16 protein-coding genes and 1 tRNA gene are annotated in these 17501 nt (G+C 44.7%); 10 read left to right on the forward strand and 7 right to left on the reverse strand.

The window, feature by feature from the left end:
• Nucleotides 1–323: dihydroneopterin aldolase (gene folB, locus GY843_RS19315; protein ID WP_297312124.1), on the reverse strand; the 323-nt coding region annotated here is incomplete at its 3' end.
• Between the two features lie 33 nt (nucleotides 324–356).
• On the opposite strand from folB, the gene plsY reads away from it, so the two are divergent.
• Entirely contained in the window at nucleotides 357–944 is a 588-nt protein-coding gene (gene plsY / locus GY843_RS19320; RefSeq protein ID WP_297312126.1) for a glycerol-3-phosphate 1-O-acyltransferase PlsY, read from the forward strand.
• 10 nt (nucleotides 945–954) lie between these two features.
• On the opposite strand, the gene tsaD is transcribed toward plsY, so the two are convergent.
• On the reverse strand, nucleotides 955–1983 hold the full coding sequence (gene tsaD, locus GY843_RS19325) for a tRNA (adenosine(37)-N6)-threonylcarbamoyltransferase complex transferase subunit TsaD (protein WP_297312128.1): 1029 nt from the start codon (nucleotides 1981–1983) through the stop codon (nucleotides 955–957).
• 326 nt (nucleotides 1984–2309) lie between these two features.
• On the opposite strand from tsaD, the gene rpsU reads away from it, so the two are divergent.
• From rpsU to pqqA, 6 genes are all read left to right on the forward strand, one after another.
• Nucleotides 2310–2525, forward strand: a complete 216-nt coding sequence (gene rpsU, locus GY843_RS19330; RefSeq protein ID WP_275814767.1) for a 30S ribosomal protein S21 — start codon at nucleotides 2310–2312, stop codon at nucleotides 2523–2525.
• Between the two features lie 43 nt (nucleotides 2526–2568).
• Nucleotides 2569–3018, forward strand: coding sequence for a GatB/YqeY domain-containing protein (locus tag GY843_RS19335; protein ID WP_297312130.1), 450 nt, complete (start codon nucleotides 2569–2571; stop codon nucleotides 3016–3018).
• A 32-nt stretch (nucleotides 3019–3050) separates the two neighbouring features.
• Nucleotides 3051–5024, forward strand: coding sequence for a DNA primase (dnaG, locus tag GY843_RS19340; RefSeq protein WP_297312132.1), 1974 nt, complete (start codon nucleotides 3051–3053; stop codon nucleotides 5022–5024).
• A 210-nt stretch (nucleotides 5025–5234) separates the two neighbouring features.
• Nucleotides 5235–7046 (forward strand): RNA polymerase sigma factor RpoD, encoded by a 1812-nt coding sequence (gene rpoD / locus GY843_RS19345; protein ID WP_297312133.1) that lies wholly within the window; start codon nucleotides 5235–5237, stop codon nucleotides 7044–7046.
• A gap of 69 nt (nucleotides 7047–7115) precedes the next feature.
• Nucleotides 7116–7192: transfer RNA gene (locus tag GY843_RS19350), tRNA-Ile, on the forward strand.
• Nucleotides 7193–7455: 263 nt separating this feature from the next.
• The gene (pqqA, locus tag GY843_RS19355) at nucleotides 7456–7530 is read left to right on the forward strand and encodes a pyrroloquinoline quinone precursor peptide PqqA (protein WP_297312161.1); all 75 of its coding nucleotides are present in this window, start codon (nucleotides 7456–7458) and stop codon (nucleotides 7528–7530) included.
• 563 nt (nucleotides 7531–8093) lie between these two features.
• Here pqqA and GY843_RS19360 read toward each other — a convergent pair.
• The gene (locus GY843_RS19360; RefSeq protein WP_297312135.1) at nucleotides 8094–9452 is read right to left on the reverse strand and encodes an MBL fold metallo-hydrolase; all 1359 of its coding nucleotides are present in this window, start codon (nucleotides 9450–9452) and stop codon (nucleotides 8094–8096) included.
• Nucleotides 9453–9666: 214 nt separating this feature from the next.
• On the opposite strand from GY843_RS19360, the gene GY843_RS19365 reads away from it, so the two are divergent.
• Both GY843_RS19365 and GY843_RS19370 read left to right on the forward strand, forming a co-directional pair.
• Entirely contained in the window at nucleotides 9667–10212 is a 546-nt protein-coding gene (locus tag GY843_RS19365; protein ID WP_297312137.1) for a hypothetical protein, read from the forward strand.
• 324 nt (nucleotides 10213–10536) lie between these two features.
• On the forward strand, nucleotides 10537–10824 hold the full coding sequence (locus tag GY843_RS19370) for a hypothetical protein (RefSeq protein WP_297312139.1): 288 nt from the start codon (nucleotides 10537–10539) through the stop codon (nucleotides 10822–10824).
• A 93-nt stretch (nucleotides 10825–10917) separates the two neighbouring features.
• On the opposite strand, the gene GY843_RS19375 is transcribed toward GY843_RS19370, so the two are convergent.
• The 3 genes from GY843_RS19375 to GY843_RS19385 form a co-directional block, all read right to left on the reverse strand.
• Entirely contained in the window at nucleotides 10918–11526 is a 609-nt protein-coding gene (locus tag GY843_RS19375; RefSeq protein ID WP_297312140.1) for a hypothetical protein, read from the reverse strand.
• A 70-nt stretch (nucleotides 11527–11596) separates the two neighbouring features.
• Nucleotides 11597–12769, reverse strand: a complete 1173-nt coding sequence (locus GY843_RS19380) for a glycosyltransferase family 4 protein (protein ID WP_297312141.1) — start codon at nucleotides 12767–12769, stop codon at nucleotides 11597–11599.
• A 14-nt stretch (nucleotides 12770–12783) separates the two neighbouring features.
• Complete coding sequence (locus tag GY843_RS19385; RefSeq protein WP_297312143.1) at nucleotides 12784–13875, reverse strand: glycosyltransferase family 4 protein; 1092 nt, start codon at nucleotides 13873–13875, stop codon at nucleotides 12784–12786.
• Between the two features lie 447 nt (nucleotides 13876–14322).
• Here GY843_RS19385 and GY843_RS19390 point away from each other — a divergent pair, with 447 nt between their 5' ends.
• On the forward strand, nucleotides 14323–16299 hold the full coding sequence (locus tag GY843_RS19390; protein WP_297312145.1) for a hypothetical protein: 1977 nt from the start codon (nucleotides 14323–14325) through the stop codon (nucleotides 16297–16299).
• Nucleotides 16300–16654: 355 nt separating this feature from the next.
• Here GY843_RS19390 and GY843_RS19395 read toward each other — a convergent pair whose 3' ends face one another.
• Entirely contained in the window at nucleotides 16655–17446 is a 792-nt protein-coding gene (locus GY843_RS19395; protein WP_297312147.1) for a SapC family protein, read from the reverse strand.
• Nucleotides 17447–17501 lie beyond the last annotated feature (55 nt).

Genomic DNA, 17501 nt, shown 5'->3' on the forward strand with positions numbered 1-17501 from the left:
ACATCCTTAGCTTGAGGAACTGCACCCGGCTTACCTAAACGCAGACGCAACCACTTAACAGAAAACTCTTTCATCACCAGTTCAGCAATCTGCTCAGCCATGGTTTCCACCAACAAAAACTCACTTTGTTCAATAAACTCAATCAGACGATCAGATACAGATTTGTAGTTCAGGGTGTTTTCAACATCTTCTGTATTAGCGGCCTGACGGATATCGGTAGCCATCTCAAGATCCAGATTCACCACCTGACGGATCTCCCGCTCCCAGTCATAGATACCTATAACCGTTTCCACCTCTAACTCACGTATGTAAACTAAGTCCATTCTGGAACCTGTAACTATTTTTTCTGATTTCATATGAACGACTCAGTAACGCTAACAATTGGCCTAGCCCTGCTAGCCTACCTCTGGGGATCAATTCCCACAGCGGTACTGGTCTGTCATGCCTTTGATATTCCCGATCCCAGAAAACAGGGGTCAGGCAATCCAGGCACAACTAATGTGTTACGTATCGGCACGCGTAAGGCAGCCGCATACACCCTCTTAGGAGACGCCGGCAAAGGTTTTCTTGCCGTACTCCCATGTTTGCTGCTTGAGCTAGGCGAACTGGAAAAGTCCCTCTGCTGTCTAGCAGCCATTTCCGGGCATCTATTTCCCGCTTTATCCTCGTTTAAAGGAGGAAAAGGTGTCGCCACCACCTTTGGAGCATGCATTGGCCTTTTCTGGCCTCTGGCGATTGTCCAGCTACTCTGCTGGGGTCTTATCGCAGCTATCGGCAGGATCTCTTCTCTTGCCTCCATAGGTACTGCATTGATTGCACCTATTTTTATCTGGCTAACCGCCCCAGAGTATCTATTTACCCTATGGTTGATTGCTGCCCTATTACTATTCAGCCACCGCAGTAATATTCAAAACCTGCTGCACGGCCAGGAACCTCGCCTTTAAATTAACAGCCTTAAATTGGCTCAAGGGTATCCAGAGGCCAACGTGGCTTGGTTACAATACATAGATCACTTTGCTGTCCTGCCAATAATCGCTGGCAACCCGCATAAGCGATCATTGCCCCATTATCGGTACAAAATTCAGGGCGCGCATAAAACAGTTTTGAGCGTTCTTTCTCCACCATCACTTCGAGTCGCTCACGTAAACGCTGATTAGCACTTACCCCACCAGCGATGATCAACTGCTTAAAGCCTGTATGCTGTAGGGCACGGCGGCATTTAATCGCTAGCGTATCCACGACAGCTTCTTCAAAAGCCGCAGCAATATCACAGATAGTTTGTGGATCCAGCTGACCATTCTCATCACGATGATCGTTCGCTGTATTCAAGGTAAAAGTTTTCAGGCCTGAAAAACTGAAATCCATTCCAGGACGATCAGTCATCGGACGAGGAAAGCGGAAACGGGTGCGGTCACCTTGAGCTGCATGCTTGGCAATCAATGGGCCACCCGGATAGTCCAAGCCCATCATCTTGGCTGCTTTATCAAACGCTTCCCCAGCTGCATCATCCAGAGACTCGCCTAGCAGCTCATACTGGCCAATACCATCAACCCGAACTAACTGGGTGTGACCACCTGAAACAAGCAACGCGACAAAAGGGAATTCTGGTGGGTTGTCTTCCAGCATCGGAGCCAGTAGATGACCCTCCATATGATGCACGCCTATTGCAGGAACATCCCAGGCCATAGCCATAGCACGACCAGTAGATGCACCTACCATCAGCGCTCCGATCAAACCTGGACCTGATGTATAAGCAACCGCATCCACATCACCTTTTTTTAATCCGGCTTTTTTAAAGGTTTCATCCAACAGCGGTAACAGCTTGCGAACATGATCACGAGAAGCTAATTCAGGTACGACGCCACCATACTCAGCGTGCATTTTCACCTGACTATATAAAGCATCCCCCAGCAAACCGTTTTCGCTGTCGTAGATTGCTATTCCGGTCTCATCACAGGAGGTCTCTATTCCCAGTACGCGCATCACTTACCCACAAGCCTAAGATTAATGGCGGCATTATACACCTTGTTGGAGTGGTGTCCTCACCACGATATTAAAGCTAAAGATTTTAACGTTCACAGGGCAAGTCTCTAAACTATTGCTAGTCCCTCTCTTAATACAGAGCTTTTTAGGGTTCGCGATGGGGACATCGCTCCAACACTACAACCGAAAACCTGATTAACTGCTTTACTTAACCTTAGTAAAGGAATAGAATTTCGCGCCTGCCATAAAACCGTCTACTTTGTAGGCAGATAATTGGCAGTATTTTAAAGTGGATTAACTAAACAATTTATAGGGTTTGTTCAAACATGCCAGCTGTAAAAGTTAAAGAAAACGAGCCATTTGATGTAGCTCTGCGTCGTTTCAAACGTTCTTGCGAAAAAGCAGGTATCCTGGCTGAAGTTCGTCGTCGTGAATTCTACGAGAAGCCAACTTCTGTTCGTAAGCGTAAAGCTGCTGCTGCAGTGAAGCGTCACGCTAAAAAAGTATCTCGCGAAAACGCTCGTCGCGTTCGCCTGTACTAATCCACGAGATTTAAGATCCCATCCGGTTAAATAGAGGCCTCCCATGTCAGAGCTAAAGCAGCAGATCACTACAGAGATGAAAGCTGCCATGCGTGCTAAAGATAAAGCACGTTTAGCAACTATTCGCATGATGCTGGCTGAACTCAAGCGTATCGAAGTCGATGAACGTATTGAGCTGGATGACACAAGAGTGCTGGCGGTGCTGGATAAAATGTCCAAGCAGCGCCGCGACTCGATCTCGCAATTTGAAGAAGCGGCACGTATGGATCTTGCAGATGCTGAGCGACAGGAGCTGGAGGTGATTAAAACTTTCCTGCCGCAACCGCTAACCGATGAGGAGATTGCAGGCCTCGTAAAACAAGCTGCAGAACAATCCGGCGCACAGTCTATGCAGGACATGGGCAAAGTTATGGGGATTCTCAAACCCCAGATTCAAGGTCGCGCCGATATGGGTACAGTATCTCAACTCGTAAAAGCCCAGCTATCCGGTTAAACTGCCGCTGAACATAATCAGCAGCACACTCCATGGCCGGACGAATACCTCAGCATTTTATTGATGACCTGTTAGCCCGCATCAACATAATTGATGTGCTGGACGGTCGTGTCCAGAAGCTGAAACGCACCGGCAAAAACTACTCAGGCCTCTGCCCTTTCCATAAAGAGAAAACACCCTCTTTCACTGCCAATCAGGAAAAACAGTTCTACTACTGCTTTGGCTGCGGGGCTGGCGGCAATGCGCTTGGCTTTATGATGGAGTACGAAAACCTCAACTTCCCTGAAGCAGTTGAGGAGCTGGCGAAAATTGCAGGCATGGAAGTTCCACGAGACGACTCCCCACAACAGCGCGAAAAAGACCAGCAGCTGAAAAAGCTCTATGACCTGCTGACCGAAGCCGGTCAATTCTATGAAGAACAACTGCGCAGCAATGAAAATCGCAGCGATGCCGTTAGCTATCTAAAGTCACGTGGTTTAACCGGACAGGCCGCCAAAGCCTTCAGTATCGGATATGCCCCCTCGGGTTGGGATAACCTAATAAAAGCGTTAAGTGGTGGCGATGAAAAAGCCATCAAACTTCTTGAAGAAGCAGGCATGGTGATTCATAACGAAGAGCGCGACAGTCGTTATGATCGTTTCCGTAATCGCATCATGTTCCCGATCCGCGATCAGCGTGGTCGGGTAATTGCCTTCGGTGGCCGTGTATTGGGTGACGATAAACCCAAGTACCTAAACTCCCCGGAAACGCCTACCTTCCATAAAAGCCGTGAGCTATATGGCCTGTATGAAGCCCGCAAGCACAACAGCAAACTCGATCGCTTAATCATTGTTGAAGGTTATATGGATGTAGTAGGACTCGCTCAATACGACATCCACTATGCTGTTGCCACACTCGGTACCGCGACCACAGCCCAACACCTGGAACGCCTTTTCAAAATGGTTCCAGAAGTGATTTTCTGTTTCGACGGCGATGATGCAGGTCGCGAAGCTGCGATGCGCGCTCTGAAAACCACCTTGCCTGTTATTGAAGATGGAAAAGAAGCCCGCTTCCTCTTTCTACCTGACGGAGAAGATCCCGATAGCCTGGTAAGACAGGAAGGCAAAGAAGCCTTTACCGAAAGATTAAACACAGCTCTGCCACTTTCTGAATTTTTCTTTAAAAGTTATTCGGAAGATGCAGACCTGGACAGCATGGATGGGCGTGCCCGCTTCAGTACAGAAGTGCTTCCCGCCATCAATTCGATGAAACCTAGCTTGCTACAACAGATGATGCTGGATCGAATTTGCGACATCACTCATCTATCCCTGGAGCAGATCCAGACAACGGTCAATTTCCATCAAGCTGTTAAGCCGGCAGAATCCAGCCGTGAAATGAGTCAGACCGACACCCAGCCGTCAGATATATCAGAGTATGACTACTACCCAGCAGATACATCCTATTCTGAGCCTGCTGGCGATTATGATGATTTCCACGGGCATCAATACAACCAGCAAAGCAGTCATGAAAGCAGCTCACCAAAGCGGTTCCAAAATAATCAGGGCCGCAAGCCTTTCTCTCGTCCGACAAAAAATACCGAGCTGACCTTCGCTGAAAAAATCACATCTCTGCTGCTGCACTACCCGCAACTGGCGACTGAGTTTAATCTGCCTCAAGGCCTTTCAGATTCGACTGAACAAGATATAAAAGTTCTGCTACAGCTGGTTAATTATTATCAAGAAAATCCTAAATCATCGCTGGGACAACTGGCGGTTGATTGGCGCGAGAGTAGTGAACTATCTAATACCATTATCAAACTCTATGAGATCTCCACCTCACTGGAGATCCACTCCGAGAATGAAGCACGCCAATATCTTAAAGATGCTCAGCACGGTCTTACTGAAAAGGCCCTGAACTTCGAAATTTCTGAGCTACAGAAGAAACATCAACTCAGCAACGAAGAAAAGGTACGCCTGGTGGAAAAAATGCAGCAACTCCACCAGTTAAAATCCGGTTCAAGGCAATAAATTACCCGCTAATGCTTGAAAAACTGCACCACGCCCTCATTTAGCTCTTAAGACTTACTTAAATATTCAGCAAGTTGCTGAAAAATAGTCTATTTTTAACTTGTAATTGAGCTTTGAGCACCCAGCCTATTTTCCTAGCAAAATAGCTGCGTCGCCGCTATAATGGCCTGCTCGAATTTTCATCTATTTTTTCATCAAGTCACAGGTCCTATGTCCGATACTTCTCAGCAACAGCAGTCTCGTCTTAAGGAATTGATCGCCCGCGGTAAAGAACAGGGTTACCTAACCTACTCAGAGGTTAATGACCACCTGCCACAGGATATTGCAGATCCCGATCAGGTAGAAGATATCATCCGCATGATCAATGACATGGGTATCTCCGTGTCTGAAGAAGCACCGGATGCAGAAACACTGCTGATGACAGAGGGTGATTCTGCGGAAGAAGCAGACGAGGAAGCCGTTGCCGCACTGGCAGCAGTAGAATCCGATGCTGGCCGTACCACTGACCCAGTCCGTATGTATATGCGTGAGATGGGTACAGTTGAGCTGCTGACCCGTGAAGGCGAAATCAGCATTGCCAAACGTATCGAAGAAGGCCTGCGCGAAGTTATGTCTGCAGTTGCCTGCTTCCCTGGCACAGTTGACTCCATTCTTGCTGCTTACGACCTGACCATAGAAGAAGAAGGCCGTTTAAGTGATATCTTCAGTGGTTATATTGACGCTGATGATGACGAAATCATCCCTCCTGCCGCTCAAGTTACCGGTGATGAAGAAGAGGATGATGAGGATGACGAAGACGAAAAAGAGAAAGGCCCTGACCCAGAAGAAGCCGCTCGTCGCTTCGGTCTTGTACGCGACGCTCTGGAAGCGCTCTATGCCGCTATAGAGAAAGATGGCCGAGACAGCAAAGCATTTGGCGATGCCCAAATTGCTGTTAGCGAAGCATTCGCTCCGATCAAACTGTCACCGCGTTATTATGATGCACTGGTTGAACGTATTCGTGGCACCATCAATAACGTTCGCGCCCAGGAACGCACGATTATGCGTATCTGTACGCAGCGCGCAAAAATGCCACGTAAGGTATTTATAAAAGAATTCCCTGGCAATGAAACCAACCCAGACTGGTTTAAAACGGTTATTGATTCGGGCGAAGATTACTCCCGCGCAATCAAGACTAACCTGATTGAACTGAAACGTGCACAGAAAAAACTGATCCAAGCAGAACATGACACTTGCATTAGTTTGGCAGAGATTAAAGAAGTTAACCGTCGCATGTCGATCGGTGAAGCTCGTGCCCGCCGCGCGAAGAAAGAGATGGTGGAAGCCAACCTACGTCTGGTTATCTCTATCGCTAAGAAATACACAAACCGTGGCCTGCAGTTCCTTGACCTAATTCAGGAAGGCAACATCGGTCTGATGAAAGCGGTTGATAAGTTTGAATATCGCCGTGGTTATAAGTTCTCCACCTACGCAACCTGGTGGATTCGTCAGGCGATCACTCGCTCTATTGCCGACCAGGCACGTACTATCCGTATTCCGGTTCATATGATCGAAACGATCAACAAACTGAATCGTATCTCCCGTCAGATGCTGCAGGAAATGGGTCGCGAAGCTACTCCTGAAGAGCTGGCAGAACGTATGGAGATGCCGGAAGACAAGGTACGCAAAGTTCTGAAGATCGCTAAAGAACCTATCTCAATGGAAACGCCAATCGGTGACGATGAAGATTCCAGCCTGGGTGACTTTATTGAAGACGTTACCATCTCTTCACCCGTTGATTCCGCTACAGGCGAAGGTCTGCGCGAAGCAACCCGTGAGGTTCTAGCAGGCCTGACAGTACGTGAATCTAAAGTACTGCGTATGCGTTTCGGTATCGAAATGAACACCGACCACACTCTCGAAGAAGTTGGTAAACAGTTTGACGTTACCCGTGAGCGTATCCGTCAGATCGAAGCCAAAGCCCTGCGCAAACTACGTCACCCAAGCCGCTCTGAACACCTGCGCGGCTTCCTGGACGAGTAGTAAATACTTTTAAATCAAAACCTTGTGCCCATGATTCCTTGCCGGTATCATGGGCCACCTCAATTTTGGGGGCCTTTAGCTCAGTTGGTTAGAGCATCCGACTCATAATCGGCAGGTCCTGGGTTCGAGTCCCGGAAGGCCCACCATCCCACAGCTCACACAACGTTCTGTTTCATTTCACTGCTAAGCAATTCGTACTACGCAATACTTTTACTACGGACCATTCAAGCTTGAAGCTACTTAGTTATGGCAGCTTTCTGTGCCAACTAATATCCGCGGATACTCGCTCGTAACTAACCTGATACAAGTAATCATTGAACTAACCTATCACCCATGTAGATATTATTAATACGACATATCTGCTCTTCACATCTATATTCATAGTTACTCAAAGAGCAGGAGATGCAATATGAAGTGGTCAAAACCTAGCTATAACGATCTGCGTATTGGTTTCGAAGTAACAATGTACTTTGCCAATCGGTGATCCCTGGTTCGGGTGAAATGGAAATCACCCGAATTTTCCCGCCGACTCAAGCGCGGTTCAGCCAGTAACGACCTGCTAATGCACTTATGAGTCCATAAACCATGCTCCAGCAGTATTACAACACTATAATACTTCTGGTGATTTTTTGATCTAGGCACTTTGTTGAGGGTTTGATCAGTGGTAGAATTGCGCCGCTATATAGGTCATATGTAGCATGAGAGTATGCGCACACGGACTGTGCAAGCTCTCATTAAAATTTCAAACCCTTTCTTACTTACGGACAAGGTTCTACATTCATTGAAATGTATACCCCTAGAGGTTAGGCGGCTTGCCCCACTCTAGTGAGAGTTGTAAAACATTTATTGGTAAATGAACATATCGCACAAGGATCGTGCAACTTTGTTTTCGTCCTTTTACGCCCTGCATCATTGCACCGAAATGCGCTGATTGATGAAGTATTTACCCCCTTTATAAGATCAATCATCTCAAAATAACCCACACACCCTTTCTTCGTAGCACAAACAATAGCCCTACTAAAAACCACAGTGTTTACCGTAAAACTCTTATTCCCTTGGCACCCAGACTTTAGTATCTGGCAAGAGAAGCTCTAATTTTTCCTTTAAAACCTGCTTAGCCCGGTCATCACCATGAATTAAACGAATCTCACGTGGTTTCACTCGCATTCTCTTCACAAAATTGATCAAATCCTTCTGATCCGCATGCGCAGAATAACCGGAAATCGTATGCACACCAGCCCGGATATCAATTTTCTCCCCCTCAAGAAAAACATAACCTCCACGCGGACCATATTTCTGAATATCCCTTCCCGGTGTACCTATTGCCTGATAGCCAACAAATAGCAGATCTGTACGTGGATCAGGTAGGAGCGCCTTAAGATAGTTAACAATACGTCCGCCTACGCACATCCCACTTGCAGCAATCACGATTACCGGCCGGGCCGAGCGTTTAAGATACTGGACCAAACGCTGATGATCAGAATGATTGTCAATTGTTATCAGCTGCTCAAAAGATAGAGGGTGTCTACCTAAACTAATCTTTCTTTTTGCTTCCTTATCCCAAAGCTGCTGCAGTTCTCGGTAATGCTGGGTGAATTCATTAGCAAGTGGCGAATCCACAATGATATCCAGATCGGACCAGTCAGCTTTAGAGCGATGGGTAATATCTTCAATTTCATACAACAACTCCTGCGTCCGGCCGATGCTGAAAGCCGGGATAAGTACAGCACCGGCATCAGTCAGACAATGCTCCACAATCTGCTTAAGCTTTCGTCTGCGCTGCCTCCTCTGCTCATGTAATTGATCGCCATAAGTACTTTCCAGCACCAGACAATCGGCGCGATAAGGAGGTTTCGGTGCAGGTAGTAAAGGCGTGTAAGGGGCACCTAAATCACCGGAAAAAACCACCCTCTCACCCTGCCAATCAAACTCCAGATAAGCTGAACCAAGGATATGGCCAGCCACCCGAAAGCGGCACTTCGTTTTATTTATGCCCTCAAGTGAAAACCACTGGTCATAACTAATAGGCTGAAGTAGAAACTTCAGATGCTGTAAAACCCTGGCTATTAGTTTTTCATCTCTTGAGATGCCTAACTTGATAGCGTCTTCGATCACTAAAGGAAGTAACTTTGCCGTAGCTTCCGTTGCATAGATAGGCTTATTGAAACCGGCGGCAAGGAGATAAGGTATGCGACCAACATGATCTATATGGCAATGCGTAACAATTAAGGCTTGGACACCTTCCAACGCAAAGTCTATTACCGCTTGATTACGGCCGCGCGAATCGGTTTCAGCGCCCTGAAATAAACCACAATCAATGAGTATTGAGGCATCATTTTCTGCAAATAACTGATGACAGGAACCGGTAACACCTGCAACTGCACCATGATGGATAATCTTAGTCATTGAACCTCCATGTTCATTATCTTTTTACCAGCATCATGATATGTTACTTTATCAACCTGAGCCAAGCATACAGACCCTCCAGGCACATTAACCGAAAAAGAGTCTGGCCTGTTCCGAGCAAATTTATCCCTGGCCTGTAGCACTAGCTAGACAATAGAGCTGTCGAAAACAGAGTGCCGTCAAAACAAGAGCACAAACCAAACAAGAGCACAAAATGCAAAAAAAAGCCCCTGTTCTTTCCAAAGTAACTACCCAATATGACCCAATTCAGGACAGGATCAGGCTAAGCGGGCAATTCAAAGATGATAAAGTGTGTGTAATCTGGCTAACACAACGTATGCTCAACCGTCTGATCCCACATGTAACAGGCTGGTTTGAAAAGCAACAGGATGACAACACTCCACGTAGTGATCTGTTAAACAGTATTCAGCAACAAAGAGCTCAAAACAAACATGCAGAACGTGTTGAACAAGGCCTGGATACTGCAGTCCCTGCCGACGAAGCAGAAACCGAATGGTTAGCTCTTAGCCTCGATATTCAACAACCTCCTGGCGGAATAAGATTAATTTTTAAAGACAAGGCCGAAGAACCCGAACAGTTGGCAGCGCTGGAACTCCCTCCTCTATTAATTCGCCAATGGCTGAATGTCTTGATGGCTAATTATAAAAAAGCTGAATGGCCTAACAATGCCTGGCCTGAATGGATGCAGGAACAGATTAGCCCTGAAAAAGAGCAACCTGTTCCGAAAGCATTACATTAAAATGTTCCGTTGGTAAAGGATTCGTGTAGATAATCCACCCGGACATACCTAAATACCGTTCATTTAAGTAGCGAAGGCAAATCGAGAAGCAGCTCTGTGGTTGATTTAATCACTCAGTTGCCAGAGCTCCTAACATAAATACCTCCTATCAATAGAGCTATAATCTTGGCTAGTTCTATTCCAAACATAGCCTAAGAAAACACTTTACCCCCGGACAGGAATTAAGGTGTTAGCTTTAACGAATTGATACTAAATATAGCGTTTTTATAATTGCAAAACGCTGGTACCATTTGCGCGTTAACAGAAGAGGTCATCGGAAACATTGTGAATATCACCCCTGAAGAGTTCGAAGAAGGTATTAGCAATACCCGTATCAATTCTGCCGTTGTTTGTGCTGCTCGCGCAGTTGTTTACGCGGGGCTTTCTTTTGATGAAGCTGCTGAGAAATATGACGTAAAGACAAAATCAGTAGAAAATGCGGTGACACGGGCAAAGGAAGAAGCAGACAAACAGGAAGGCATTAAAAGGCTTACTGTACATGTACCTGCAGAGAGTCTTTCAAGTATACGCGGGGCTTTAAAGTCCTTCGGCTGCAAGGTTGCAAAGAAGTAACCTTGCTCGATCATAATGTTGGCTGTAACCCTTATAATCGTTTCCCCTGAGAGATACTCAGGGGCTAAATCCAATTTTTATCATATACAACGATTATCGCAGCCAACCTTCGGCGTCTTCTATTTGTTGCCCAGTAGGCGATATAGAGAGCCAATCCATTAGTTTCTGACGTATTTCTGTATCTGCAGCGAAGCTTTCAAAACTGATACACAACGCATTTAACCCATGTTCCGCAAGTTTCGAATACACCATAGGGTAAATCACATTTGCCCCTACCTGGCCGTATGATTTATGCCATCCTCGCCGTAATCGAGTCGCTTCAATTTTGCTGGCTGGCCGGGTAATTACAACGAACTTTGGTGAACACAACTCATTTATTTCTTCAATAAAAAAAGCCAGTAACGGATGCTTAAGAACAATATATTGCAGCCCCAGCTCAGCCGCTTTTTCCTGTTCTTGCGTGATCCATCTGCTAAACCATTCGCTAAAAAAAGCGGCCTTTTTTTTCGACCTGAAGGTAAACTCATCAACGGAACGAGTAAGACGAACCTGCAAGGCTTTTGGCTCATAACTATTTGGTGTACGCTCATCATTGGTCATTTGGTGAGGAGGACAGGTATAGCCGCCCAGCCTATCCAAATAACCTACAAGAGCGGTAGACCCTGTAGAGTAAGAACTCAACACAACTACTACCTGAGTCATTTTACTGCCTTTATCATTCTATAAAACACCCCTCATCTCTTAGGTGCAATTACTAGAAGCATTACTAATTTTACAAAGTTTCTAAAGCAGCAATCAGCCGATCAGTACTGCGCTCAATGTGATGTTCTTTTCTGCCATACTCAAAGGCACGGCTAACAAAGTGTTGGTACAAAGCTTCGTTATCATAGAATTCAATTATCTTTTCCACAATTTCCTGCAACCATCTTTCTGGGACAAGCTTGTTAAACGGAGGCTCATGTATAGTTTCTGGAAATTTTACCTTTATCCCAGCTTCTCCTATTTGTTTTGGCTGGCCACCAATGTCGGTAATAATTGCAGGTATTCCATTTAACATTGCTTCAGCCAGAACTCGAGGCCCACTATCCCAGCCTAAACTAGGATGAAGAACCAAACGGGTATGTTGATAGATGGTACGCATATCATCGGTCATAGGCGTTTTAATGATATTTTTAAAATATTCTGCAGACAAACCCAGCTCATGTCGTACAAGCTCTATCACTTCATCAACTGCACCACGAGAATCAACAATCTCCAGTTTAATTTCAGGACGTAGTTCACCAAGCAATTTTGCAATCTGGACTACTAAGAGCGCTCCTTTTTGTAAAGACGGGTTAACAAATAATATATGCTCTCTTGTATTAGTTTCAGCAACCACTTCCTTTGGATCAATGAATGAGCCAATCGGTGTCACATCAACATTCAAGCGAGACTTATACATCTCAGCCGTAGCATAACTATCCGTCATGATCAGGTCGACATCTCTGGTCCACCCTCCCGCGTTGTAATTGCCATTAGCAAGATAGAACAGGACCGGCACTCCACGAAGCCTCGCTTCAGCTCTTAGCAACCAATCGTGAGATTTACCACCGTAGGTAAAAATAATATCAGGTTCAAATTTATCTAGTTTATTCCGATATAGTGAAAAAAGAGTTTCAATTTCTGTAGCTTTTAGATCCTGAATGTTAGTACTTTCAGTGTTCACCAATATATGCCTTAGGGTGCCATCGTTAAACTGAAAATACTCTGCATCCTTTACCTTAGCTCTCTGTGGTTCAAGCTTTATGGCACCACGTGGCGAATCGAAAATGGTCGCTCCAAGAATCTCTACTTCATAACCACGTGTCTGTAGCTGTAAAAGCATTTGGCGAATCGCCAGAGATGCACCACTTGATTGGTCCATTAGACAATAGAAATTTGCCCATAAAACTCTTTTTTTCTTCACAACGAATCCCAATCCTACACGGTGTTTAAAGCTTCTATCAGTCGATCTGTGCTTACCTCAATATGATGCTGTTTTCTGCCATACTCAAAGGCGCGGGCTACAAATTGCTGATACAACTGTTCATTGTCGTACAGCTCAATAATTTTAGCGACAATAGGCTGCAACCAGGGTTCTGGGGCTAGCCTATTATAAGGAGCCTCGTGCAGCGCTTCTGGAAAATCGACCTTAATACCCGCATCGCCAATCTGATCCGGCTGCCCTCCTCTATCAGTAATGATCGCTGGTATACCGTTTAGCATCGCTTCCGCAAGGACTCGACTGCTACTCTCCCACCATAAACTAGGATGAAGCACTAAACGGGCATGTTGGTATACTTCCCTCATATCATCTGTCATAGGCGTTTGGATAATATTTTCCAAACAAGTATCTGTTAACTTAAGCTGTTTACGAACCGTTTCGATAATATTTTTCAACGAACCGCGAGAATCAATGATCTCGATTTTTATATCAGGACGCTCTTTTTCCAGCATTTTTGCAATCTGGACAACGAGAAACGCTCCTTTTGCCGGCGAAGGGTTAACAAACAGTATACGCTCACGTGTATGAGTCTTCGCTATGACTTCCCCTGGATCGATGAAGGACCCAATAGGCTGAACGTCTATGTCCGAGCGTTGTTTGTACATCTCAGCTGTGGCGTAGCTATCTGTCATTATAAGATCAACATCGCGACACCAATGAGCGGTTTGATAATTTCCATTGGCTAGATAAAACGCGATAGGAATACCACGTAGTTTTGCTTCCGCACGCAACAACCAATCATGGGCCTTGCCACCATAGGTGTATATAAGGTCCGGTTTAAAGGTGTCCAGCTTATGCCGGTATAACCCAAATAGCGTGTCGATCTCAGTAGCTTTCAGGTTACTAATACTGCTACTTTTAGTGTTAACGATATGATGCTTTAACGTTCCATCTTTAATCTGAATATGGGGCTCGGATTTAATTTGTTCCCAGTGCGATTCTAGTCGTTTAGCTCCCCTAGGCGCATCGAAAATTGTAGCTCCCAGCACTTCAACCTCATAACCACGTTTTTGCAGCTGGAGTAACATTTGACGGACCGCTAACGAAGCACCACTCGACTGGTCCATCAAGCAGTAAAAATTAGCCCATAATATTCTTTTTTTTTGCATAGCTTATTATCAGATCAGGAAGTTGATGAAACTGAAAAACAGAAGACTATCTACGCAACCAGTATACTCTTAAAGGCCCTACTATGACTGATTGCATATATAAATAACCGCTAAATTTCAAAGCACATCGAACATAAATGCTAAACACCTTTGAGTCAATCCGAGGCTTCTGTATGGCCAGTAAAACACTCCCTTAAAAGCTAACAATTTTCCAAAGTCTCAAAACTTATGAAAATCCAAAATATACATCCCATTTAGATCAAGATCAGCGGATACAGTTAAGGAAATGTATAAATAAAATTTACCGCGTTACAATGGTTTTTCATATAACGCTTTTCTTGGAATTTAAGGTTCAGGTCTATTCAAATGGCACAGAATGAAAGCACGCTCAGTTCGCTAGAGGCTATACAAAAAGATATTAATCTTGGTCAATGTGCCTCAGCTAAACAAAAGCTCAGCAACATACTGAAAGAGAGAAAAGCTGATCTAAACTGCCTTAGCTTATTAGGTCAGATCGCCTGCATTGAGTTCGGCATTAAGCCTGATAGCGATAACGCTTTTAGAGAACCGAATACATATATTCAGCTCATAGAAAAATACCTAAAAAAGTCAAACTTCCAGGATGCCTACCAACTTGCAGCCCTATCCGCTCAGTGTTTCCCAACTATTATTCACTTTAGTTTTGGGGCTGCGATGGCGGCAGAACATGCTGGCGTGACACAAACCACTTATAACTGGCTTCAAAAAGTTATTACAGAAAAACCTGATCACTTACGTGCCCATGAACGAATGATTGTCTGTGCATATAAGCTGAAGAGGTACCCAGAAGTTAAACAAAGCTGCTTTGCCTTATTAGATAATGACAAAACAAACAGTGCAGCTTTAATAATGTTAAGTAATGTTTTTTTAGAAGAGAATGAGCATGAAGAAAGCTATAAATATTTACGGAAGTTCGTAGCTTGTGAAGATTTTAGCAAAGCAGAACAAGTGATTATCGCTAACAATGTGGCACTAAAGCTGTGTGATTATGAAAGCCAGTCAAAATTACCATCATACTTTGACGTACTAGAACCTAATCTCCCTGCAATTGTACTATTTGACACTATTAGCAACATATCCTTAAGGTCAAACACCAATACATATAACAACAACAAGAAATATTTAGAGCTGCAACAACAAGTCGGAAACTACCTGCAACACAAAGCGCAACAGCAAAACTTTCAGCTTAACAAACTAACAATGTACCCCGGCGAAAACAGTTTCAGCGGGCTTACATATGGTTTTTTAAGCGTTTCTGCCATTCCAAAGATCGGCCAAATCCTCGCTCCATTTTTTAGCAAATTAAAGGAACAGGGGAACAAGGTTATATTTTTTAATGTTTCAGATAATGACGAAAAACAAAACCTTGTTCGTAGAAGCCTTAAAGAATCAGTTGATACATTCTTTCCAATCAAAACAAAAGATAGCTATCAAGTTGCAAAAGCGATAGCTCAAATAGAGACCGATGTATTGGTCGATCTCAATGGCTTCCAACAGCCGGGCAGTCAAGTGGGCATATTTTCGTGGCGAGTATCCCCTTTACAACTTGTATGGGCTGGCATCCCTACGCCCATACATTATGACGATGTGGATGGACAGATACTGGACCCCCATCTTATCCACGAAGATCAAACCGGGGCTCCTTCCCTGCCTCTGCCAAATGTTTGGACCTGTTTACCTCAACCTAAGGAAATACCGTATTTCCGTGAGACAGAAGCAGAGGATAGCGTCGTTTTTAGCGTGATGTCTTCTGCAGAGAAAATCACCGCTGATCAATTGAAAGTGTGGGCAGAGTTGCTAAAACAATCCACAACCTATGTGTTGCTATTTGGCCGTGCGGAGTTATCAAATACGATTCATAAACAGCACCTATTAGACTTCTTTAGCAAAGAAGGTGTGGATGCTAAACAGATAAGGTTTATATCCAACCCGCCAGAAAATCATCTGGAAATGTACCAATACGTTGATATAAACCTGGATACTTTCCCACTTCATTCCGGAATTACTTTAATAGAAGCGGCATGGATGGGAGTACCTAGTGTGGTTTTATGCGGAACAGAGGTGAGCCAACGCTCGGGGTTATCAGTTTTAAATAATCTCAATCTCACCGATGGTATCGCGTTTAACGCAACAGAGTATGTAGACAAAGCAGAAGCTATCAGCAAACAGCTCTCCCCAGAATTAAGGGAAACTTGTCACCATAACGCCAAACAGTCAGCGTATTTTGACAGTGACTCATTTGCCAGGAATTTCGATACAACAGTTAAAAAACGTTTATGCCAAATTCGTTATGGATTGAATTAGTCACTCGTGCAATGTTTAAGGCTTACCTGCAAGAAGGAATAGCTAATTCATAAGGTTTGCAGGAGCTTAATGCTGAAAGTTTCTATTAAAGACTCATCATTTGAGTGAGCATTTGCCTATCGGCCAGAGGCTGGCCTCCCACAAAAGTAAATATAGGGAGAGCCTAGTCTTATAAACAAGAAAATCCATAGGTTTCCACCATAAACAGATGGAAACCTATGGATTACCGGCTTCACTACAATGACCACTGCAGCCAAAGTAAAGCGTATTTAGTACCCGTAAGGAACTCTTTCCCTCGATACAGCACTGTTTGTAAGGCATGAAATTATACGACTGACGCGGCAGTCAAGCAATATCATTCAAAACTTAAGCTATCTCCACCGTCACCAAACAATTCTTCCAGCAATGACTCATCCGGTGTAGCTGCTGCATGCATCTCTTTTAGGCGGGTCAGCAACCTAAGATTGTGCATCGAAAATAACTGCGCATACACAACAGGTAGAGCATTGGTTTTGTGTAATCTTTCTAAAGCCTCTTTATCTAATGCGTTAAGTGCCTTTTCATTAATTCTATAGATGCCTTTAATTCCATCACCGTCATCTGGTAGCTGGAACGGAGTCAGCAGTCCTTCTGAAGCAATGGCCGTAACAGCCTGACCAGTAATATTAAGTGCCTGGTTATGTTGTTTTAACAGTTCAATGACCTTTGCAAACTGCGTTGTCGGTTTACCTTGATCATCGAAAAAAAGACTCTCACCAGCAGCTTCGTTAGGGGTATCCCGATACAGATCTGAACCCTTTTCAAAGCACACAGCGTAACGTTGCTGATCATCATTTGAACTTTCTACTGCCGCAAAACCAAACGGATACAACCTAAGCTCTGTAGGCACATAAAATGCTCGCCAGTTACCGTTTTCTTGTAACACCAGGTTCTGCTGTGGTTCAAGACCAAGTAGCGCAACTAACTGATAACGCGTATCGGATAACTTTGCGATCGCAAGAGGCAAGGCCCCCGACGCCTGAACGAGCTCGTGTACTGTCACGGGAACCGCTGCTATCTTTTCGCTGAATTTCAAACTTGGATTTTTTGCAAAACCAGCCTTACTGTCTGTCGCTGGCTGGATGATATGTTTCTGATTTTCTGCCAATTTAAACTCCTATATACAAAAAACCCGCATGTTTCCACGCGGGTTTAGCAGAATC

The sequence above is a fragment of the Neptuniibacter sp. genome (genome assembly GCF_024231755.1).
In the GTDB taxonomy this organism is placed as follows: domain Bacteria; phylum Pseudomonadota; class Gammaproteobacteria; order Pseudomonadales; family Balneatricaceae; genus Neptuniibacter.